The organism is Pseudomonas sp. 8O (assembly GCF_902506495.1).
In the GTDB taxonomy this organism is placed as follows: domain Bacteria; phylum Pseudomonadota; class Gammaproteobacteria; order Pseudomonadales; family Pseudomonadaceae; genus Aquipseudomonas; species Aquipseudomonas chaetocerotis.
The window spans coordinates 504109-524477 of the sequence record NZ_LR733267.1; the positions used below are offsets into that span (position 1 = coordinate 504109).

Here is a 20369-nt window from a genome sequence, read left to right on the forward strand (position 1 = left end):
GGCCGGGTTTCTTTATTTCTGGCTCAGTGCTTTAAAGGGGTAGCGCATAAGTCCCTGTTACATGTGCGACCAACTCATTCTCATTCCCAGCCGAATACAACGAAACTTCACAAACTGCCTGGCGTCGGCTCAAACGAAGTATTCGCGCCTCGGCCAACAAGTCCACCGGCTTGGGTTTGACCAGAAAGTTGATATTAAGATTGGACGTCACTGCCATTTCCACCCGACCGAGACGCCCCAACACCACGGCATACATCGCCGCATCCCCCAGCGCCATGATGGTCGGGCCAGATAGCGTGCCACCCGGACGCACCAATTTGGCGTGAAAAGGCACGCGCGCCAGCACACCCCTTTCATCGAGGCGGTCGATCCGCAGATCGATATCCTCGGCCATCGGTAGCCCAGCTCGAATCAGGCTCTGAACCTCAAGTGCAGTCAATCCCACTCTTCACTCCTCCCCGGGAGGCGCAGTAGCACTTTCGCGCCTGCACCCGTCCTGTACGCCACTGTATAGGCACCGTACAATGCCGGCCTATTCCAAGCCCTAGCAACCGACAGAACGGCCAAACATGCGTACCAGTCAGTTCCTGCTCTCGACCCTGAAAGAAACCCCTTCCGATGCCGTGGTGATCAGCCACCAGCTGATGCTGCGTGCCGGCATGATCCGCAAGCTGGCCTCCGGCCTGTATACCTGGCTGCCGATGGGCCTGCGCGTACTGCGCAAGGTCGAGACCGTGGTGCGCGAGGAAATGAACGCAGCCGGCGCGCTGGAAGTGCTGATGCCGGCCATTCAGCCTGCCGAGTTGTGGCAGGAGTCAGGTCGCTGGGTGCAGTACGGCCCCGAGCTGCTGCGCGTGAAGGATCGCCATGATCGCGAGTTCTGCGTCGGCCCGACCCACGAAGAAGTGATCACTGACCTGGCCCGCAATGAGCTGAACAGCTACAAACAGCTGCCGATCAACATGTATCAGATCCAGACCAAGTTCCGTGACGAGATCCGCCCGCGCTTCGGTCTGATGCGTGGCCGCGAGTTCATCATGAAGGACGCCTACTCCTTCCATGCGGATCAGGCTTCCCTGCAGGAAACCTATGACCGTATGCACCAGGCGTACTGCAACGTATTCAGCCGCCTGGGCTTGAACTTCCGCCCGGTACAGGCCGATACCGGCTCCATCGGCGGCACCGGCTCGCATGAGTTCCACGTACTGGCCGACTCCGGTGAAGACGATATCGCCTTCAGCAATGTCTCCGACTACGCCGCCAATATCGAGAAGGCCGAAGCCATCCCGCGCGAGAAAGAGCGCCTTGCAGCGACCGAAGCGATGCGCCTGGTCGACACCCCCGACACCAAGACCATCGACGCCCTGGTTCAGGGTTTTGGACTGGCCATCGAGAAGACCATCAAGACCCTGGTGGTACACGCCGCCGAGGAAGGCAAGCTGATCGCCCTGATCGTGCGCGGCGACCACGAACTGAATGAAATCAAGGCCGCCAACCTGGAGTTGGTTGCCAGCCCGCTGCAGATGGCCAATGAAACCGAGATTCGCGCCGCCATCGGCGCCGGCCCTGGCTCGCTGGGCCCGGTCAATCTGCCGATACCCTGCATCATCGACCGCAGCGTTGCGCTGATGAGCGATTTCGCTGCCGGTGCCAACATCGAAGACAAGCACTACTTCGGCGTCAACTGGGAGCGCGACCTGCCGCTGCCTGAGGTTGCCGACCTGCGCAATGTCGTCGCCGGCGACCCCAGCCCTGATGGCCAGGGCACCCTGGAAATCAAGCGCGGCATCGAAGTCGGTCACATCTTCCAGCTCGGCACCAAGTACAGCGAGTCGATGAACTGCCAGGTACTCGGCGAGAACGGCAAGCCGGTCACCCTGACCATGGGCTGCTACGGCATTGGCGTTTCCCGCGTGGTGGCTGCTGCCATCGAGCAGAACTTCGACGAACGCGGCATCCGCTGGAACGACGCCCTGGCACCGTTCCAGATCGCCCTGGTACCGCTGCGCTACGAAACCGAGCAGGTGCGCGAGGCCACCGACAAGCTGTATGCCGAGCTGACTGCTGCTGGCTACGAAGTGCTGCTGGATGACCGTGACAAGAAAACCAGCCCTGGCATAAAGTTCGCCGACATGGAGCTGATCGGCATTCCGCACCGCGTCGTCGTCAGCGACCGTGGCCTGGCAGAGGGTAACCTCGAGTACAAGAGCCGCGCCGAAACCGACGCGCAAGCCGTGCCGCTGGCCGATATCCTGCCCTTCCTGCAAGCCCGTATCAGCCGCTGATCACGCCCTGCCGAGACATCATGCACACGAGCAACAACCTTCGCCTGACCGGCGCCGCCTTGTGCGGCGCCCTCCTCCTCGGCGGCTGCGCCAATCAGCTGCCGCAACGCAGCGAACATGAGGAGCGCGTCGAACGCAAACTGCTGGATCACCAGTTGCAGATCGATGCCGGCGAACCCAAAGTGCTGGAGCTACCGCAACGCCGCGTGCGTGTGCATGACCAGAAAAGTTACGAAGTCACAGCCTTCGAGGTGACCCGTCGCTACGACCGCTACACACCCTATCAGCCCTGGCGCGAGCTTTATGAAGTGCCGATGGGCGCGGTAGCGGTGGTTGCGGGCGTGGGCGCCAACATACTCAACGTCGCGCTGCTCGGCAGCCTGCCGGAAACCGCTACCCGTGGCTGGATCAGTTACGGCATGGCCGGCCTGAACCCCTTCATGAACGTCGAATCGAACGGCCGCGCCGAGCAGAACCTGGCGAGCATCGAGGAGCTGCAGCGGGACCGTCGTATGGAGTACACCAACCTGCCCTGGTCCGAGCGCCCGGTGCAGGTCAAGGCTGGCGATCAGCAATTCGAACTACTCACCGACAGCAGCGGGGTGCTGCGCCTCAACTTGCTCGACAGCCCGTTCAGCGAGCAGGACATCGCGCGCCTGAACATGTTGCAACTGAGCGTCGAAGATCGCCTGGGCGACGATGTCGCGCGCGCGGAAACGAACCTTATGGTCAGCCACACCCTGCGCGGCAAACTGCATGAAGCACATGATCTGATCTTCGATGACCTCGAAGGCGGCGATGTTGACCAGTGGGTACACCGGGTCAAACGCCTTTCCGATCTAGGCCTGGAAGAAGAGGCCAGCGAGCTGGAGCAAAGCCTGATCGAGCTGACCCGCAACGACCCTGAGTTGCAGGATGCCTTCCTCAAGGCACTGCTCAAGGATGCCGGGCGCCTGGCTGCCGACCCTGCCAACTGAGCGCCCTACTCCGGTTCTTAAAGATGTCGCAGGGCAGTCCAGCCCCTGCACACCCACCCCTTCAGCCGGGGCATCTGCTTGTCGTGGCTTGAGGGCGGAGGACTCCAGCCTTCCGGTGGCTCGGTGCGCGCGGCGCACCCTACCGGGTGGCGTTGCTCTCTATACCATCTGCAACCTCTGCTTGCGGCGCGGCGGCGGGAAAGCCGTGTCGAGCAAGGCCAGGTCATCCGCACTCAAGGTAATGGAAGCCGCCGCAGCGTTATCGCGCAAATGTGCGCTGCCCACGGCCTTGGGAATGGCGATCACGCCCTCCTGCCTGAGCACCCAGGCCAGTGCGACCTGAGCCGGCGTAACCCCATGCCGCCGGGCCACCTCAAGCAGTGCCGCTTCGTACAGCAGCGTGCCGGCCTGCCCTAGCGGACAGTAGGCCATCAGCGGCATACCGGCGCGCTGATGCCAGGGCAGCAAGTCATACTCGATACCACGCGCCTCCAGGTTGTACAACACCTGATTGGTTCGGCACGCAGGCTGATCCAACTCCAGCAGATCGTCCAGATCGAAGTTGGAGACGCCCCAGGCACCGATCTTGCCCTGCTCGCGCAGCCGCTCGAAGCCTTCGACGGTCTCCTCCAGCGGGTAGCGCCCGCGCCAGTGCAGCAGGTAGAGATCGATTCGTTCGCATCCCAGTCGCGCCAGGCTGCGCTCACAGGCCACCTGAACGCCATCCCGACTGGCGTTGTGCGGATACACCTTACTGATCAGAAACACCTCGTCTCGGCGCCCGGCGATAGCCTCGCCCACCACCAGCTCCGCGCCGCCCTCGCCGTACATCTCGGCGGTATCGATCAGGCTCATGCCCAGATCCAGCCCTTCACGCAGCGCCGCAACCTCACGCGAGCGCTGGCCCTCATCTTCCCCCATGCGCCAGGTCCCCTGGCCTATCACCGGTACCTGCACGCCAGCCAGTTCAATTCTGCGCATCGATTTCTCCCAAGTGGGTTCTGACCAGGTCGTACCCTTCGCCACGCCATTGCAGCAAGCACAGCCCGTGGCCGAAAGGGTCACTCAGCGTTACTAGCCGCCCCCAGTCATATTCGTTGGTTTCGCCTTCAGCTCGGGCACCTGCGGCAAGTGCCCGAGCAAGCGCTGCGTCTAGGTCATCGACCACGACATCCAAGTGCAGTGGCATCCAGTGACGATGGTAGTCGCGCTGCACATCCGCCTGCGGACAGGGTTGAGTAGCAGCGGCATTGCGTAGCAGATAGAGCGGTACAGCCGCACCGAGCATCTCGATTACCGTACCGTCGAACAACACACGCCCGACACTGAAGCCGAGCGCTTGCTGGTAGAAAGCAACCGCCGCTGGTAGGTCGGGAACGTCGAGATTGAGCAGCAACTGCATGATCAGAGCGGCTTGAGCAGCAGCAGCAGGGACACCGGCTGAACACTCTCGGGATGCAGCGGCTCCTGCAGCCATTCCAGGCGCCAGCCGGTTTCACCGATCAGCGTCAGCCAGGATTGCAGGGTGCGAAAGAACCAGGGCATCGGTGCCTGGAATCCCTCGCCGAAACCGACGAAATCCTCGACCCGCCAACCGTCCTGATAAGGCTCGCCATGGCTGGCCCGCCAGGGATGCAACGTCTGGATCAGCAAACTACCCCCCGGCGCCAGCAAATCGTGCAGACTGCGCAGGATAGGCTGCAGCGGCTCCTCGAGCAGCGCGAAGTTACAGACCAGCACCTCGAAACGCCCGAGCTGCTCGGCATGCTCTTGCAACTCGGCATAACCACAGACGCGATACTGGCTACGCCCGTCGCATGCCGCGCGAGCCGCCTCGATCAGCGGCGCCGAGGCATCCACCCCCACCGGCTCGATACCGTGCTCGGCCAGGCCCCGGCACAGCCAGCCCTCGCCACAGCCGATATCCAACACCCGCCTGGGTTGCAGGGCCAGGACCGCCTGGACGATCGCGGCATCGGTAACCAGGCGCCGGCTTTCGATGCGTTGCTCACGCACCGCAGCGGCCCAGGCATCTGCATTGGCCTGCCAGCTTTGCTGAAGCTGTTCTCGGTGGTCGCGCTGCATGCTGACTCCCTGCATTTGTGCGTTGCCACGAGTCTAGCGCCAACGGGCCACACCGACACGCTTTGCGTCAAAACCGCCCGTCAGCCGCGCTCGCAGCAGCTAAGCTGATAACTAAGCAGACGAGGCGCCAAGGGCAAAGCCCGGCGAGCGGCAGCCCCGTGTTTTCCGTGGAGCAGATAGGCCAAGCCGGTGGATTATGGGCGCGTTATGGCAATCGGATCCTCAACACCGCGAACTTGCGTCGAACGCCTTGCCGGCGGTCGATGACAAGCCGGTCCCGCGACCACGCCGCTGGCGTCTGGTGCTTTACCTGCTACTGGCATCGGTGTTGGCCACTGCAGCCGCTGTGCTGTTTTTCGAGCTGCGCAGCGCGCACTTCCAGGCCCGTGAATTGAGCCGCTATGCCGCTACTCTCACTTACCGCGTCGAGCCTGGGCCCAGCCCGAATATTCTCTACCCCGCCGACGGCCCCTTCGATAAACGTCAGGGGTATGCCTACTTGCCACTGATGCTGGAGCGCCTGCAGCAACGTGACTTCCTGATCAGCGAGCAGGCGCGCTTCTCTCCGGCACTGATGACCTACAGCCGCCGAGGCCTGTTCCCGCCCTTCATCGAGAAAAGCCAAACCGGCCTCAGCATCAGCGATTGCCGTGGCACGCCCTTCTATGAGTTCCGCTATCCACAACAGGGTTATGCCGATTTCGCCAGCATTGCGCCGCTGGTAGTGAGCAGCCTGCTGTTCATCGAGAACCGTCATCTGCTCGATAGCGATCAGCCACTCGCCAACCCGGCGGTGGACTGGCCACGGTTCGCCATGGCCGCGCTGTCGCAGATCGGCAAGGTGCTCGATGTGCAGGACCAGTCTGCTGGCGGCAGCACCCTGGCGACCCAGCTGGAGAAATACCGGCACTCTCCCGACGGCCTGACGCTGTCGGCGAAAGAAAAACTGCGGCAGATGATCTCCGCCAGCGTGCGTGCCTACCAACAGGGGCCAGAGACCCTCGAAGCACGTCAGACCATCGTGCGCGATTACCTCAACAGCGTACCGCTGTCCGCAGCACCGGGGCATGGCGAGGTTCATGGCCTGGCCGATGGCCTGCGTATCTGGTATGGCGCGGATTTCGAGCGCAGCAATGCGCTGCTCGACCCTGGCCGCACGCCCGACGCCAGCATGGCTGAACGTGGCCTGGCCCTGCGCCAGGTGCTGTCGCTGATGATTGCCCAGCGTCGTCCTTCCTACTACCTGGCGCAAGGACGCAAGGAGATGGAGGCGCTGACGGAGGGTCATATCCGCCTGCTGGCTGCCGGCGGCCTGATCGACCCCGTACTGCGTGACGCGGCGCTGACGCAGAAGCTGCAATACCGCGACTGGCAACTGGAACCCAATCTACGGTCGGTGGAAAGCGACAAGGGCATCAGCGTGGCCCGCTCACGCCTGTCCAACCTGCTGGGCATGCCCCTTTACGACCTGGACCGCCTCGATCTGGCCGCACGCAGCACCCTGCAACGCGATCTGCAGCAGGAAGCCAGCACCTACCTGCAACGCCTGGCCGATCCCGAATTCGCCGGCAAGATCGGCCTGTTCGGCGAGCGCCTGCTGTCCCCGGAAAAGACCGCCGAGGTGCGCTACAGCTTCACCCTGTTCGAGCGCACGGCAACTGGCAGTCGGGTGCGCGTGCAAACCGACAGCACCGATCAGCCTTTCGACATCAACGAAGGCAGCAAGCTAGAACTGGGATCCACCGCCAAGCTTCGGGTACTGGCGACCTATCTCGAAATCATCGCCGAACTGCATCAGCGCCATGCCGACAAGAGCCCGGCCGAGCTGCGCAACGTCGAGATCGCCGCACAGGACTACCTGAGCCGCTGGGCAGTCGCCTATCTGCAGGCCAACCCCGACAGCGATCTGGCCAGCATGCTGGAGGCCGCAATGGAACGACGCTATTCGGCCAGTCCGCATGAACGCTTCTTCACCGGTGGCGGCCTACACACATTCGGCAACTTCCGCCGCGAGGACAACGGCCGCAAACCGACCCTGCGTGAATCCCTGCGCGAGTCGATCAATCTGCCGTTCGTACGCCTGATGCGCGATCTGGTGCGCTACAGCACCTACCAGAGCAGCGCCAAACTGCTCAAGGACGACAAGGACCCACGCCGCCAGGAATACCTGCAACGTTTCGCCGACCAGGAAGGGCGCACGTTCCTGCTGCGTTTCTGGCGCAAATACCAGGGCCAACCGCAGCAGCAGCGGCTGGAGACGTTCATCAGCGGCCTGCGCCAGACCTCGGTGCGTCTGGGCGCCGTGCACCGTTACCTGCTGCCGCAGGCCGATGAAGCCACCTTCGCCGCTTTTCTGCGAGGGCAACTGCCACAGGAAAAACTCACCGATCAGCGTATCGCGCACCTGTACAAGAACTATGGCCCTGGCGCCTACAGCCTGCCGGATCAGGGCTATATCGCTCGCGTGCATCCGCTGGAACTGTGGCTGCTGGGCTATCTGATCGACAACCCACAGGCCACCTTCAGCGACGCCGTGGCAGCCAGCGTCGACGAGCGCCAGGAGGTTTATGGCTGGCTGTTCCGCAGCCGGCACAAGAGTGCCCGCGACAGCCGCATCCGCATCATGCTGGAGGTGGAAGCCTTCTCCGATATTCACCGACGCTGGAAGAACCTCGGCTATCCCTTCCAGCACCTGGTGCCCTCGCTGGCCACCGCCCTGGGCAGTTCCGGTGATCGGCCGGCGGCGCTGGCCGAACTGATGGGCATCATCCAGAACGACGGCATTCGCCAACCGGTGCTGCGCATCGACGAACTGCACTTTGCTGCCGACACGCCTTACGAAACGCGGGTCGAGCGCAACACCCACGGCGCCAGGCGGGTGATGCCCTCGGAAGTTGCCGCCGCGCTGCGCAATGCACTTTCTCAGGTGGTCGAAGGCGGCACCGCAAGGCGTTTGCAGGGCACGTTCCAGTTGCAGGACGGCCGTGACCTGACCTTGGGCGGCAAGACCGGCACCGGCGACAACCGCATCGAAAGCGTCGGCCCTGGTGGCCGAGTGATCAGCTCACGAGCGATGAACCGCACGGCCACCTTCGTGTTCTTCCTCGGCCCTCGTCACTATGGCACCCTGACCGCCTTCGTACCGGGACGCGAGGCGGAGCGTTTCACCTTCACCTCGGCACTACCGGTACAGGTGCTCAAGGGCATGGCGCCGATCCTCGCACCCTATCTCGAACCAGGCAGCGCCACGCTCTGCAACACTCCGCTGAGTGCAACGCAGATCAGCCGGCGGTAATACCCGGTAACCACGACGACCAGTGACTGGCGAAACCCGGCACCGGATATGCAGTCCATGGCAGCATCATCCGTTGCCGTTCATGAGTATCGCCGATGTCCTCATCCTGGTTCGCCCTGCTCCGCCGCCGTCGCCTGAGCTTGATCATCCTGGCTTGCCTGCTGGTGTTGCTGCCGATTGGCTGCGCCAAACTTGAGCAGACCGAGCGCGAGCTGGTGTTTCGCATCGAACCCGGCACCGCCCGCTGGTTCAGTGGTCTGCCCGCTGGCCTCGAGGAGGTGCAACTGCAATCAGCGAACCTGACGGCCGATGAAAGCCTGCACGCCTGGTGGTGGCCAGCGTCGCGCAAGGACGCCCCGACACTGCTCTATCTGCACGGTTCGCGCTGGAACCTGACCGGCCAGCTGTTTCGCATCGAACAGTTGCATGCCATGGGCTTCTCGGTACTGGCAGTGGACTACCGTGGCTTCGGCCAAAGCCGTGGCGCCCTGCCCTCCGAGCGCAGCGTTTACCAGGATGCCCTGATCGCCTGGCAGCACCTGGTGCGCCTGCAGCCAAAGGCGGATAAGCGCTTCATCTACGGTCATTCCCTGGGCGGCGCCGTGGCGGTCAATCTGGCGCACGAGCTGGCGGGCGAAGATGAAGCAGCACAGGCCGCCGGTCTGATCATCGAGTCCAGCTTCACCAACCTGGGAGATGTGGCGGCAGCGGTATCCAATACTTCGCTACCGGTGCGCTGGCTGCTGTCGCAGGAGTTCGATTCGCTGGGCAAGATCGGTGACGTCGGTATCCCGGTACTGATCGCCCACGGGCGCGACGACCGCTACGTGCCCTCGCGCTTCAGCGAGGCGCTGTTCGCCGCCGCCAACGAACCCAAGCAGCTGCTACTGATCGACGGCGCCAACCACAACAACGGCCTGCGCATGGCCGGCAACAGCTATCGTCAGGCTTTGCGGGCGCTGGGACTCGAATTCAACTGATGGCCTGAGCGACCTCAGGACTTGAATTGCTGCAGATACAGTTCCTCGACCTTGGTCCGCGCCCAGGGCGTCTTGCGTAGAAAGGTCAGGCTCGATTTGATGCTTGGCTCGTGCTTGAAACAGCGGACATCGACCTGACGGGCCAACCCCTCCCAGCCAATGCGCTCCACCAGAGCGGTGAGAATCGCCTGCAGGGTCAGGCCGTGGAGCGGGTCGTTGCTGGTCATGAAAGCATCCGTCGGAAAAGAGTGGGCATATCTTAGGTTCTTCGCATAGTTTGGGGAACGTCCGGGTTGACACCGGACTGGCAATTACGTGTCAGCTGTCGATGACCTGGCACTCTCCGTTAGCGTGTCGTCTGATCTGATGGGTTTCGCCCCTTACGGGCGACTCACTTTCTTTGCTTGTGCAAAGAAAGTAAGCAAAGAAACACACCCCTACATACGGCCCCGGCTACGCCGGGGTTCCCTCGCTCCATCACCGTTACAGGGGCACGCCGAGAAGGGCCATCCCTGGCCCATCACGGCTCTCGCGGCATCCATGCCGCTCAACCCCTTCCACGGCGATTCCACTCGGCCTCCTGAAGGGGATTTGGGCGTCGTCTGTGAGATCGCGCTTCAAGAGCAAAAGCCAAACGCTACCGACTTTGATCTTCCAGAGATTTCGCAAGCTCGCGGCCCGGTCCCCTTCAGGAGGCCGAGTGGAGGTGTTGCGTAGAGGAGCGCGCCGCATGGATGCGGCGAGATACCGATGGCGGCCCCACCTAAAGGGCCAGGGATGGCCCTTGCAAGCCGGCCCCCGGAGCGGCGCCGGAGCGAGGAAACGCAGCGAAGCGAAGTAACAGCCGCAGGCTGGCCCGCAGGGTGAGCGCTGCGAATCAAGGTGTGGCGCCCGTAAGGGGCGCAACCCAAACGCTCAGTGGACTCGGTAACGGATAATGCTAAGCCCGTGAGCAAGACGCACACAAACTTGCCAGTCCGGTGTCAAGCGTACCCGCCCCGCGAAAATGCGGAGAACCATATCTTAGAGCCCCCATAGCGAAAAAGGCGATGACTGCCGAGCAGTCATCGCCTTTGGGTCACGCCGGCAAGGTTACGCCGACTTGTATTCGCTCTCGGCCTTGTCGAAGCGGTTCAGCATCGACTGGCTCGGCGCCTGACCGATACGGCTGAAGATAACGATGGCCAGGGTAGCGAGGATGAAGCCCGGAATGATCTCGTACAGACCCAGACCGATCCAGTTTTTCCACACGATCACGGTGGCGGCACCGACCAGCATGCCAGCCAGGGCGCCATTGCGGGTCATGCCCTTCCACAGCAGAGACAGAATGACCACCGGACCGAACGCAGCGCCGAAACCGGCCCAGGCGTAGGACACCAGGCCCAGGACGCGGTTGTCCGGGTTGGCCGCCAGGGCGATGGCGATCAACGCGACCAGCAGCACCATGGCGCGGCCGACCCAGACCAGCTCGGTCTGCGAAGCGTCTTTACGCAGGAAGGCCTTGTAGAAGTCTTCGGTCAGCGCACTGGAGCACACCAGCAGTTGGCAGCTCAGGGTGCTCATCACCGCAGCCAGGATGGCGGACAGCAGGATACCGGCGATCCAGGGGTTGAACAGCAGCTTGGCCAACTCGATGAACACGCGCTCCGGGTTCTCGGCGACCGGACCAGCCACTTCCGGGTGCGCCGCGAAGTAGGCGATACCGAAGAAACCTACGGCAACGGCCCCCGCCAGGGTCAGGATCATCCAGGTCATCGAGATACGGCGAGCAGCCGGGATCGACTTGACCGAATCGGCCGCCATGAAGCGCGCCAGGATATGCGGCTGGCCGAAGTAGCCCAGACCCCAGGCCATCAGCGAGATCACACCCACGAAGGTGGCGCCCTTGAGCATATCGAAGTTGGTGGCGTCGACCGCCTCGATGGCCACCATGGCCGGATCGAAGCCACCGGTGGCGATCATCACCACGATCGGGGTGAGGATGAGGGCGAAGATCATCAGCGTGGCTTGCACGGTATCGGTCCAGCTGACCGCCAGGAAGCCGCCGATGAAGGTGTAGGCAATGGTCGCTGCAGCGCCGGCCCACAGCGCAGTCTCGTAGGACATGCCGAAGGTGCTTTCGAACAGGCGAGCACCGGCCACTACACCGGACGCGCAGTAGATGGTGAAGAACACCAGGATCACCAGCGCCGAGAAGATGCGCAGGATGCGGCTGTTGTCTTCGAAGCGATTGGTGAAGTAGTCGGGCAGGGTCAGGGCGTTGCCGTTGTGCTCGGTCTGCACGCGCAGACGACCGGCGACGAACAACCAGTTCAGGTAGGCGCCGATGACCAGGCCAATGGCGATCCAGCTTTCGGAAATGCCGGCGACGAAGATCGCGCCCGGCAAGCCCATGAGCAGCCAGCCGCTCATGTCGGAGGCGCCGGCGGACAACGCGGTAACGAAGCTACCGAGGCTGCGGCCACCCAGGATGTAGTCGGAAAGGTTCTTGGTACGCAGATAGGCGATCAGGCCGATCAGCACCATGGCTGCGATGTACACCACGAAGGTGACGAGCATTGGAGTACTAGCTGTCATTTTGGGGGGCTCCCCTCTCGTTTGTTGTTCTCGGGCACCGTGCCCTGATTGGCAAAGTGCACCCGCTTTTGCGGATGCGGGGCTCCGGTCTCTCTTCCTCGTCACACCGATATCGAGTGGGCACGATCGAGGCAGATACCGGTGCAGTGAAACCTCCACCACCTCGTCACTGCATCGGCAAGTGCCTGGGCACTTTCCCTGACCTCCCTGGCTTGCGCCTGCGGCCACCGAATCGCGTTACCACCACAGTTCGACTGCAAGAACCTCTCTTATCGGTCTAGCCCAGCAATGCTGGTCTGACCAATAGACGCAGACAAAAACGGTCGTAACGAAAGTGAAGGGCGGAATTTAGTGGCAGAAGCGAGCGGGCTTCTTGCTGAAAGCTCTGGAGTTTTTACAGAAATCTCCGACTCGGGGAACTTCCGGCAAACAGCTGTTTCGGCCCTCCGCCGATAACCTGATCGCTCGATCAGCCGTTGTCGGGCTGGCGAAAAGGCAGATAGCTTCGCGCCTCTTGCGCGTAAACCCGCACGCCAGAGCGCTCCTGCGCGAGAAAATCGACAACGGCAGCATGCAGTCCCGGGTGACGAAGATAGTGCCAAGAGCGGGTGAGAACCGGCTCGAAGCCCCGGATCAGTTTGTGCTCGCCCTGCGCCCCGGCATCAAAGCGCTGCAGACCTTCGGCGATGGCCAGCTCCATGCCCTGATAGAAGCAGGTTTCGAAATGCAGCCGGTCGAATTCGGCCAGACAACCCCAATAGCGGCCATAGAAGGTCTCGCCATCGACCAGACTGAAGGCCATGGCCAGCGCGCGGCCATGCTGCGTGGCGAACACCACCCGAATCATCTCGGGCATACGTTCGGCCAGCAGGCTGAAAAAGTCCCGCGTCAGATAAGGCGCCTGGCCACGCACGTGGTAGGTATTGGCGTAGCAGTGATAGACGAAATCCCAGTCTGCCTCGCTCAACTCATGGCCCAGGCGCCTGTCGAACTCGATGCCCTGCCCCGCCACCTGCTCACGCTCCTTGCGCATCTGCTTGCGCTTGCGCGAGCTGAGCGCATCGAGAAAGTCCTGGAAATCCCGGTAACCCCGATTGTGCCAATGGAACTGGCAACCCAAGCGCTCCAGCCACCCCGGTCGTTGCGCCATCACGGCATCACAGGCCGGGCTGGTGAAATTAATGTGCAGGCTCGACAAGGCTTCCTGGCTCAATCCGGCTGTCAGCGCGTCAAGCAACTCCCCGGCCGCATGGACATCACCCAGCAAGCGCGCCCCGCTCACCGGGGAGAACGGCACAGCGCCCAGCAGTTTTGGGTAGTAGCCGATACCGGCGCGCCGGCAAGCATCGGCCCAGGCATGGTCGAACACGTATTCGCCGTAGGAGTGCTGCTTCAGATAAGCCGGCAATGCTGCCTGCACCTTGCCGTGCTCATCGCACCAAAGCCGGTGCGAGGGCTGCCATCCACTGCGGCCACCGACGCTGCCGCTGTCCTCCAGCGCACTGAGAAAGGCATGACGCAGAAAGGGTTGTGGCTGTATCAGCAGCCCATCCCAGACGTCGGCGGGTAACGCTTGAAGCGAGTCGATGATGGTGAGGGGCATGAACTGAATCCCAGAAGCCAGACTGCAATATATCTCTAACAAGGCGCCGGCATGATGGCTGCCGGCTTATTACCCCCTCAATCTTCTCGGGAGTCATCATGCGTAAATCACTGCTTGCCCTCGGCGTTGCCATCAGCTTCGTTGCTCCCAGCGCCCTCGCAGCGCCTGGTATCGTTCATCCCTTCCATGCCGCGCAGGCAAAAGACGCACCGAATGAAGTGCACATGGCAGTCGAGATTCCAGCCGGCAGCATCACCAAATACGAGATCAACGAGGAGGGCCTGGTTTTCGTCGACCGTTTCCAGTCGATGCCGGTTGCCTATCCAGCCAACTATGGCTCGCTGCCACGCACCCTGGGTGGCGACGGTGATCCGCTCGATGCGCTGGTACTCACCCGCGAAGCGCTGCATCCAGGCGTGCTGATCAAGTTCCGCCCGGTCGCGGTGCTGAGAATGATCGATGGTGGGGAGGCGGACGAGAAGATCATCGGTGTCCCCAGCAGTGATGTCGATCCGACTTACGACAAGATCCTCGATGTCGATGACCTGCCGCTGATTGAACGCCAGCGCATCGAAGCGTTCTTTCGCGTCTACAAGCAGTTGCCGGAAGGTCGCAAGAAAGTCGAACTCAATGGCTACGGCAATGCAGCCGAGGCACGACAGCTTATCGAAGAAGCACTGAAGCGTTTCCAGAAGCAAAACTGATCGCAGTGGTCAGAGAGCCCCAGCAGGTCTGGGGCTTTTTTGTTCAGTTGAAATGTGTGGCGAATGAAATGGCGATGTTTTCGGTTACATGGCGCCAAGCTGGAAACAATAAAAAACCCCGCACAAGGCGGGGTTCAAAGGAGCAATCAGGTATTACTTAGAACGCATACTGAGCACGGAAGACCATGCCGTCACCGTCGTCGTCGCCATTGGCGTTGGTGGAGTTGTCGACCTTGGCCTTGACGTAGACACCGCTGATCTTGACGGCGTCGTTGACGTACCAGTTGACACCCAGGTTGTGGACCTTGGCTTCGATGTCACTGATAGCTGCACGAGCACCGTTATCATCGTCTACCGACAGGTGGTCATAGCGGTAGAAAAGTTCCCAGGCGCCAATCTGCTTGTTGCTGGGCTTGATGCTGTCGAACTTGCCGAGCTTGTAGCCACGGGCTTCACCGGTAAGGGTGTACGCCACCTGAGCGTAGTAGCCATCACCTTCGATATCGTCGAAGGCAGCGCTGTCAGCTTCCATTTCACGCTTGATGTATTCGCCTTGAATCGAGAACGGGCCCATGGCGAATGCGGCTTCAACACCGAGGGCGCTATCGTTGTCGTAGGAGCCTGCCGGCGAAACGTTGGTACCACCCAGAACCAGACGGTTGCCGTTGGTACCCGCATCGTTACCACCGCTGGTGCTCACGCCACGCATGCCCATACGGCTGCGAATACGGGCGTCGAACGCGGTGTCGGAGAGGTCACGCTGGGCGTAGTTGACACCGAAGTGCAGAACGTTGCCGGCTTCGTGCATCGGAGCGAAAACACCGCGTAGGTTGAATTGCTTGGTGCTTTCACCATCGACGTCGTTCTGGTCCTTGGCACTCAGACCGAAGGAACCGTACAGCGAATCACCTGCGCTGCCAGAAACCTGAATACCCAGACCGTTCTGGTGGGCGTTGGCCCAGTCAACCAGATCGTAAGCAGCGTTACGCTCCTGAGCAGTCACCCACTTGGAGCTCGTGGCTTTTTCAAGACCGAATTCAGGGTCGAAACGACCTACCTTTATGGAGACCGGAGCGAAACCGTTGTAGGCGATGGAAGCTTCGTCGAAGTAACCATCTTCAGAGCTGCCGGCGTTGTGAGAGAAATCGTAGCTGAAGGTGTAAGCCCAGTCCTTGTAGACATAGCCCGACAGCTCGAGGAAAGCGCGGCGGAAGTAGGCAGCATCGGCGTTGTCACCGTTCACGGTATAGATGCCGTCGAAGGTGCTGTAGTCTGCTTGCAGACGGCCGCCAATTTTGAAACCGAACTGCTTGTCGGTGGTACCGACTTCCAGACCGCCTTTGGTCTTGATCACGATATCGGCGCCGTCAGTGGTGACAGTACCGGCGAAAGCCTGGGCGGAAACGGCCAGAGCCAGGGCGCTGGCTACGAAACCGGCGAAGTGCTTACGGATCATCGAGAAATTCCCCTGTTGGACTTTTAGTGTTGAAAACACCCGAGCTATTGGCTCGTTCGTGCTGGGGGAATCTTGGCGAGGGGTTATTTCAGCTCAGTTGCTGATATATAAAGATTTGATGACAGCGGAACTTTTTACTTCCGATACTTATAAGAAGATCAGGAGGCATGCAGCCGCGGTCCCAGCAGGATGATGGTGGCGCCTGCCAGGCACAGCGCAGCGCCTAACCAGTCGCTGAGCATCGGCCGGGTCTTTTCGATCAGCGCCAGCCACACCAGCGAAGCGACGATATACACACCGCCATAGGCGGCATAGGCGCGACCGGCGAACGAGGCTTCGACGCGGGTCAGAATCAGGCTGAACAGCGCCAGGCTGAGCAATCCAGGCAGCACCCACCAGGCACTGCGATCGAGCCGCAGCCACATCCAGAAGGCGTAGCAACCGGCGATCTCGAACAAGGCCGCCAGCAGGAACCATAGATAGTTGATCATGCTCGCTCCCTAACCACGCAAGGCACCCTCGCGCTCCCAGGCGCAGCGCACACGCAGCCCACCCTCCTGCGGGCTGTGAAACCCGCTATCGGACTCCCAGCGGAAGGTGTGCGTGCCATTGAGCTCGGTTTCCAGGTGCACCACCGCGCTGGCCCAGTACAGGCGCTTGAGCAGCGCCTCGAAGGCTTCGATCCACAGGTTCCACTCGTACTCGATCGCGCCATAGCTGGCGCCGAAGTGGATCACCTGGGTCTGGTACAAGCCGGCACCGGGCAAGTCACAGAAGGAGAACATCTCGCGACCAAGAAACGGCCAGAGCTCGCCGGCCGGCAACTCGGCCAGCACGCCATGATTGGTTTCACGGCGCAGGCGACGCAACTCGGGATCATCCGAGGGCCAGTCGCGGATGCAGCCATAGACGATGGATTCGGACTCCACACCGGCACTCCTGAAAAAGCAGAACGCCTTCTAACACAGCACGCCTGGGCAAGAAAGGAACTGCTGCCAATTCTCACCGCTGCCGGCGGTTACGCCCCAGCAGCCAGGCCACCAGCGTCATCACCAGAGCCAGTGCGGTGAGTACCGCGAACGGCAGGCGGTAGCTGCCGGACAGATCACGTGCCAGCCCGGTGAGAATGGGCGTCAGGCAGCCCAGGCTGTAACCGGTGAACAGCATCATCGCCGTCCAGCGGCTGACGGCCAGTGGTGAGCCGGCTTCGTACAGCGGCAGCACCAGCGACAAGGCGAAGGAACCGCCCAGCGAGAAGCCCAGGATCACCGCCCATAATTCAGGCAGCAGACGCGGCATGAAGGTGACCATCGCCAGGCAACCACAGGTGACCGCCCCACACGCCAGCAGCAGTGGATAGCGCGCATTGTAGCGCTGCGCCACCCAGGGCAGCAGAAACGAGCTGGGTAGCCCCATGAGCATGGCAAGACTGAGCAGCGAGTTGCTGCGCAGCATGCTCAGCCCGGCTTCGTGATAGCGCGCTACCGCCCAGGTCGCGATGGCATAGAACAAGCCCGCCTGAATGGCGAAGAAGCAGCTGATCAGCCAGGCGCGTGGCTGCCGCCAGGGCAAACCACCGCCCTCCTGCTCGTCAGCAGCGCTGGCCTGATTGGGTAACCACAGCCAAAGCATCACCCCGAACAACGCAGGCGCGGCCCACACCGCCAGCCCCAGGTGCCAGGCATCGCCAAACAGCGCCGTAGCCGGAGCCGTGAGCACCGCACCGCCAGCACCGCCGATGGCCATGCCCAGTGAGTACCAGCCCACCACACGGCCCATCTGGCTGGCGAAGTGACGCTTGATGAAGCCCGACAACAAAGGCCCGGCAACCGCGATGGCGGCTCCCAAAGCGATGGCACTGCCGATCAGCACCACGCTCTGGTGCGCAGCCAGACGCGCCAGCAGCGCCAGGCCAATAAGCCCAAGGCAAAGCACGATGGTGCGTTCAAGACCCCAGCGCATCGCCAGGCGCGGCGCCAAGGGCGCGAGCAGGCCCATGCACAGCACCGGCAAGGCCGTGGTCAGGCTGATGAAACTGCGGCTCAGCGACAGCTCCGAAGCGATGCGCTCGATCAGCGGCGCGAGGGAAGTGATGCCGGGGCGCAAATTGATCGCCGCCAGCACCAGGGCCACCAGCAACAGGGCCCGAGGGACAGGTTTCACGAGTTATCCGAGGTCATTACGGCAGGCAGGCCGGGGCGGCCACCCTACCCCTGCAGGCCATGCCAGGCAAGCCTGCAGGTGCAAATAGCTGACCTTGTGGTCAGCTGACGGGTTTGGCCTTGCCACGCATTTTCTCGGCCATGCTGGCCATCTCGTCGTACAGCGCCTGCGGGTTCTTCTGCTTCAGCGCCCAGGCCATACGACCCATTTCGTGCGGCAGAATCATGAAACTGCCCTTGGCCATCTCATCGTGGATGTAATTGGCGATATCAGACGCGCTGATCGGTGAGCTTTCCAGCAACTTGCCAACCTGCGCCTTCATCGCCGGGGTCGGGCCACGGAAGGAATCCAGTAGATTGGTCTGGAAGAACGACGGGCAGACCACATGCACGCCAACCTCCAGTTGACGCAGCTCTACCAGCAGACTTTCCGACAGCGCCACCACGCCGGCCTTGGCAACGTTGTAGTTGCTCATGCCCGGCCCCTGCATCAGAGCGGCCATGGAGGCGATGTTGACGATCTTGCCCTTGCTCTTTTCCAGCAGCGGCAAAAATGCCTTGCAGCCTTTGACCACGCCCATCAGGTTGATCGAGATCTGCCAGTCCCAGTCCTCCAGCGACAACTCGCTGAAGAAGCCGCCGGAAGCGACACCAGCGTTATTGACGATGATGTCGATGCCACCGAACTGCTCTTCGCAGGCTTGCGCCAGAGCGGTCAGCTGGCTGTAGTCACGCACGTCGCAGCGACGAGTGAAGCCGTCGCCACCGGCCTCGCGTACCAATTTCAAGGTTTCGGTCAGGCCGGCCTCGTTGACGTCGGCCAGCGCCAGTCGCCAACCCTCGCGCGCCCAACGCAGGGCAATTTCGCGTCCCAGGCCGGAGCCCGCGCCAGTGATCATCATGCGGTTTTGCATAGCAGCCCTGCCTTCAATGTCTGATTGCAATGGCTGCCAGTGTAGCGAAGGCAATAAAGCTCCCGCGCCTTCATCAGACTTATGAATAGGCAGGGCAAATCGGGATCAAGCCTTATTGCGCCAGCGCCATATCAGCCAGACGTAAACGATCAGGTTGACCAGCACCACGATCGCGCCCAGCCAGAGCTGAATCTGTGGCGTGAGCCCAGCCGGATAGATCAGCGGTATCAGGTAGTGCTCGATGAAACCGCCCTCATAGCCCGCCTGCCCGGCCATTCGGCGCATCTGGTTTTCCCAGGGCGTCAGCGGGCACCCCAGATGCAGGCACTCCACCACGATGCCCCAGACCACTGCAGGCAGGTGCAGCCAGAACAACCGCGGCCAACGCAACAGCAGCAAGCCGCCCAGCAGCACGAACAGGATGAAGCCCAGGTGCACCAGAACCAGGACGTCAGCAGCCATGCGCCAAAACATCGCGGCTCAGTCCACCACGAACAGGCGCGCGCCGGACGTTGTCGATGAACGATGGGCTTCGGCCCCATCGGCCACCTGATAACTCATACCGGGTTTGAGCACGAATACCCGGCCATCCTCGAGCTCGGTGGTCAACTCACCTTCCAGGCACAACAGCACGTGCCCTTTCTGACACCAGTGGTCGGCGAGATAGCCCGGCGAATACTCGACCATACGCACACGCAGCGCACCGAACTGACACGTGCGCCAGCGTGCCACACCACGCTCACCCGGATGTTCGGTCGTCGGTATCGCAGCCCAGTCCGTCACGCCAAAGGGAATATCACTAATCTGCATCGCCCGACTCCATCGAAATAGAGCGCCACCTTAACGCAGCCACCCTGGGGCGAAAGAAGTAGAAAGAAACTCTCAAAAAAGAACAATCGATTGAACACAACTATTAACACTATACAAAGGCCACATTTCCCGGCACTGACGAACAGGACTAGCCTCTCCCTCATGACGAAATGATTCTCAACGAGGTGCATCATGCTCAAGACACTGACCTTTACCATCATGCACTTCTGCATCGCCTTCGCCGTCACCTACGCACTGACCGGCAGCGTGGCGGCCAGTAGCCTGGTGGCAGCTATCGAGCCGCTGTGCAACTCGGTGGGCTTCTACTTCCACGAGAAGGTCTGGCAACGTTTCGAGCGCCGTCGTCAGCCGTCGGCAGAGCGTCCCAAACATGCCTGGCTGCACCATCACGCCTGACTGAAAAAGTCTGCAATCGGCCAGGCGTGAGCAACGCCTACTCAAATTACTCAAGTTTCCCTGCGATAAGGCAGGATGGTCTGGCACTTTGCCCAGTTTGTTGC

20 protein-coding genes are annotated in these 20369 nt (G+C 61.7%); 6 read left to right on the plus strand and 14 right to left on the minus strand.

Going from position 1 to position 20369, the window contains the following annotated elements; translation table 11 throughout:
• Positions 1 to 31 precede the first annotated feature (31 nt).
• Positions 32 to 439 (minus strand): PaaI family thioesterase, encoded by a 408-nt coding sequence (locus tag GV002_RS23665; RefSeq protein ID WP_160020785.1) that lies wholly within the window; start codon positions 437 to 439, stop codon positions 32 to 34.
• 130 nt (positions 440 to 569) lie between these two features.
• Between GV002_RS23665 and GV002_RS23670 the strand changes: the two genes are divergently transcribed.
• Positions 570 to 2285, plus strand: coding sequence for a proline--tRNA ligase (locus GV002_RS23670; protein WP_160020688.1), 1716 nt, complete (start codon positions 570 to 572; stop codon positions 2283 to 2285).
• 20 nt (positions 2286 to 2305) lie between these two features.
• Positions 2306 to 3262: a hypothetical protein gene (locus GV002_RS23675; RefSeq protein ID WP_160020689.1), complete on the plus strand. Its 957-nt coding sequence runs from the start codon at positions 2306 to 2308 to the stop codon at positions 3260 to 3262.
• Between the two features lie 159 nt (positions 3263 to 3421).
• Here the strand turns inward: GV002_RS23675 and GV002_RS23680 are convergent, their stop codons facing one another.
• Genes GV002_RS23680 through GV002_RS23690 form a run of 3 tightly spaced genes read right to left on the minus strand, consistent with a single transcriptional unit; the run spans position 3422 to position 5347 of the window.
• On the minus strand, positions 3422 to 4243 hold the full coding sequence (locus tag GV002_RS23680; RefSeq protein ID WP_160020690.1) for an aldo/keto reductase: 822 nt from the start codon (positions 4241 to 4243) through the stop codon (positions 3422 to 3424).
• Positions 4230 to 4664, minus strand: a complete 435-nt coding sequence (locus tag GV002_RS23685) for a VOC family protein (protein ID WP_160020691.1) — start codon at positions 4662 to 4664, stop codon at positions 4230 to 4232. The genes GV002_RS23680 and GV002_RS23685 overlap by 14 nt, the downstream gene beginning before the upstream one ends.
• A 2-nt stretch (positions 4665 to 4666) precedes the next feature.
• Positions 4667 to 5347 (minus strand): class I SAM-dependent methyltransferase, encoded by a 681-nt coding sequence (locus GV002_RS23690; RefSeq protein WP_160020692.1) that lies wholly within the window; start codon positions 5345 to 5347, stop codon positions 4667 to 4669.
• Positions 5348 to 5543: 196 nt separating this feature from the next.
• On the opposite strand from GV002_RS23690, the gene GV002_RS23695 reads away from it, so the two are divergent.
• The gene (locus GV002_RS23695; protein WP_160020693.1) at positions 5544 to 8642 is read left to right on the plus strand and encodes a transglycosylase domain-containing protein; all 3099 of its coding nucleotides are present in this window, start codon (positions 5544 to 5546) and stop codon (positions 8640 to 8642) included.
• A 95-nt stretch (positions 8643 to 8737) separates the two neighbouring features.
• Entirely contained in the window at positions 8738 to 9622 is an 885-nt protein-coding gene (locus tag GV002_RS23700) for an alpha/beta hydrolase (protein ID WP_160020694.1), read from the plus strand.
• A gap of 14 nt (positions 9623 to 9636) precedes the next feature.
• Here GV002_RS23700 and GV002_RS23705 read toward each other — a convergent pair whose 3' ends face one another.
• From GV002_RS23705 to GV002_RS23715, 3 genes are all read right to left on the minus strand, one after another.
• Positions 9637 to 9849, minus strand: coding sequence for a VF530 family DNA-binding protein (locus GV002_RS23705; RefSeq protein ID WP_160020695.1), 213 nt, complete (start codon positions 9847 to 9849; stop codon positions 9637 to 9639).
• Between the two features lie 865 nt (positions 9850 to 10714).
• Positions 10715 to 12199: a sodium/proline symporter PutP gene (gene putP, locus GV002_RS23710; RefSeq protein WP_160020696.1), complete on the minus strand. Its 1485-nt coding sequence runs from the start codon at positions 12197 to 12199 to the stop codon at positions 10715 to 10717.
• A gap of 469 nt (positions 12200 to 12668) precedes the next feature.
• Positions 12669 to 13802, minus strand: a complete 1134-nt coding sequence (locus tag GV002_RS23715; protein ID WP_160020697.1) for a GNAT family N-acetyltransferase — start codon at positions 13800 to 13802, stop codon at positions 12669 to 12671.
• 98 nt (positions 13803 to 13900) lie between these two features.
• Here GV002_RS23715 and GV002_RS23720 point away from each other — a divergent pair, with 98 nt between their 5' ends.
• Positions 13901 to 14506: an inorganic diphosphatase gene (locus tag GV002_RS23720; RefSeq protein ID WP_160020698.1), complete on the plus strand. Its 606-nt coding sequence runs from the start codon at positions 13901 to 13903 to the stop codon at positions 14504 to 14506.
• A 157-nt stretch (positions 14507 to 14663) separates the two neighbouring features.
• Here GV002_RS23720 and GV002_RS23725 read toward each other — a convergent pair whose 3' ends face one another.
• The 7 genes from GV002_RS23725 to GV002_RS23755 all read right to left on the minus strand — a co-directional run bounded on the left by GV002_RS23725 (position 14664) and on the right by GV002_RS23755 (position 19848).
• Entirely contained in the window at positions 14664 to 15962 is a 1299-nt protein-coding gene (locus GV002_RS23725; protein ID WP_160020699.1) for an OprO/OprP family phosphate-selective porin, read from the minus strand.
• A gap of 158 nt (positions 15963 to 16120) precedes the next feature.
• On the minus strand, positions 16121 to 16453 hold the full coding sequence (locus GV002_RS23730; protein ID WP_021488324.1) for a YnfA family protein: 333 nt from the start codon (positions 16451 to 16453) through the stop codon (positions 16121 to 16123).
• Between the two features lie 9 nt (positions 16454 to 16462).
• The gene (locus GV002_RS23735; protein ID WP_160020700.1) at positions 16463 to 16891 is read right to left on the minus strand and encodes a hypothetical protein; all 429 of its coding nucleotides are present in this window, start codon (positions 16889 to 16891) and stop codon (positions 16463 to 16465) included.
• A 73-nt stretch (positions 16892 to 16964) separates the two neighbouring features.
• Entirely contained in the window at positions 16965 to 18125 is a 1161-nt protein-coding gene (locus GV002_RS23740; protein ID WP_160020701.1) for a CynX/NimT family MFS transporter, read from the minus strand.
• A gap of 100 nt (positions 18126 to 18225) precedes the next feature.
• On the minus strand, positions 18226 to 19038 hold the full coding sequence (locus GV002_RS23745) for an SDR family oxidoreductase (protein ID WP_160020702.1): 813 nt from the start codon (positions 19036 to 19038) through the stop codon (positions 18226 to 18228).
• Positions 19039 to 19143: 105 nt separating this feature from the next.
• Entirely contained in the window at positions 19144 to 19512 is a 369-nt protein-coding gene (locus tag GV002_RS23750; RefSeq protein ID WP_160020703.1) for a DUF2784 domain-containing protein, read from the minus strand.
• A 6-nt stretch (positions 19513 to 19518) separates the two neighbouring features.
• Positions 19519 to 19848: a DHCW motif cupin fold protein gene (locus tag GV002_RS23755; protein WP_160020704.1), complete on the minus strand. Its 330-nt coding sequence runs from the start codon at positions 19846 to 19848 to the stop codon at positions 19519 to 19521.
• 192 nt (positions 19849 to 20040) lie between these two features.
• Between GV002_RS23755 and GV002_RS23760 the strand changes: the two genes are divergently transcribed.
• A complete protein-coding gene (locus tag GV002_RS23760; protein ID WP_021488318.1) occupies positions 20041 to 20265 on the plus strand; it encodes a DUF2061 domain-containing protein in 225 nt (74 codons plus the stop codon).
• Positions 20266 to 20369: the final 104 nt, after the last annotated feature.

Coding starts and splice junctions, on each gene's coding strand:
- GV002_RS23670 (WP_160020688.1), top strand. CDS start 570: ATGCGTACCAGTCAGTTCCTGCTCTCGACCCTGAAAGAAACCCCTTCC.
- GV002_RS23675 (WP_160020689.1), top strand. CDS start 2,306: ATGCACACGAGCAACAACCTTCGCCTGACCGGCGCCGCCTTGTGCGGC.
- GV002_RS23680 (WP_160020690.1), bottom strand. CDS start 4,243: ATGCGCAGAATTGAACTGGCTGGCGTGCAGGTACCGGTGATAGGCCAG.
- GV002_RS23685 (WP_160020691.1), bottom strand. CDS start 4,664: ATGCAGTTGCTGCTCAATCTCGACGTTCCCGACCTACCAGCGGCGGTT.
- GV002_RS23690 (WP_160020692.1), bottom strand. CDS start 5,347: ATGCAGCGCGACCACCGAGAACAGCTTCAGCAAAGCTGGCAGGCCAAT.
- GV002_RS23695 (WP_160020693.1), top strand. CDS start 5,544: ATGGGCGCGTTATGGCAATCGGATCCTCAACACCGCGAACTTGCGTCG.
- GV002_RS23700 (WP_160020694.1), top strand. CDS start 8,738: ATGTCCTCATCCTGGTTCGCCCTGCTCCGCCGCCGTCGCCTGAGCTTG.
- GV002_RS23705 (WP_160020695.1), bottom strand. CDS start 9,849: ATGACCAGCAACGACCCGCTCCACGGCCTGACCCTGCAGGCGATTCTC.
- putP (WP_160020696.1), bottom strand. CDS start 12,199: ATGACAGCTAGTACTCCAATGCTCGTCACCTTCGTGGTGTACATCGCA.
- GV002_RS23715 (WP_160020697.1), bottom strand. CDS start 13,802: ATGCCCCTCACCATCATCGACTCGCTTCAAGCGTTACCCGCCGACGTC.
- GV002_RS23720 (WP_160020698.1), top strand. CDS start 13,901: ATGCGTAAATCACTGCTTGCCCTCGGCGTTGCCATCAGCTTCGTTGCT.
- GV002_RS23725 (WP_160020699.1), bottom strand. CDS start 15,962: ATGATCCGTAAGCACTTCGCCGGTTTCGTAGCCAGCGCCCTGGCTCTG.
- GV002_RS23730 (WP_021488324.1), bottom strand. CDS start 16,453: ATGATCAACTATCTATGGTTCCTGCTGGCGGCCTTGTTCGAGATCGCC.
- GV002_RS23745 (WP_160020702.1), bottom strand. CDS start 19,038: ATGCAAAACCGCATGATGATCACTGGCGCGGGCTCCGGCCTGGGACGC.
- GV002_RS23750 (WP_160020703.1), bottom strand. CDS start 19,512: ATGTTTTGGCGCATGGCTGCTGACGTCCTGGTTCTGGTGCACCTGGGC.
- GV002_RS23755 (WP_160020704.1), bottom strand. CDS start 19,848: ATGCAGATTAGTGATATTCCCTTTGGCGTGACGGACTGGGCTGCGATA.
- GV002_RS23760 (WP_021488318.1), top strand. CDS start 20,041: ATGCTCAAGACACTGACCTTTACCATCATGCACTTCTGCATCGCCTTC.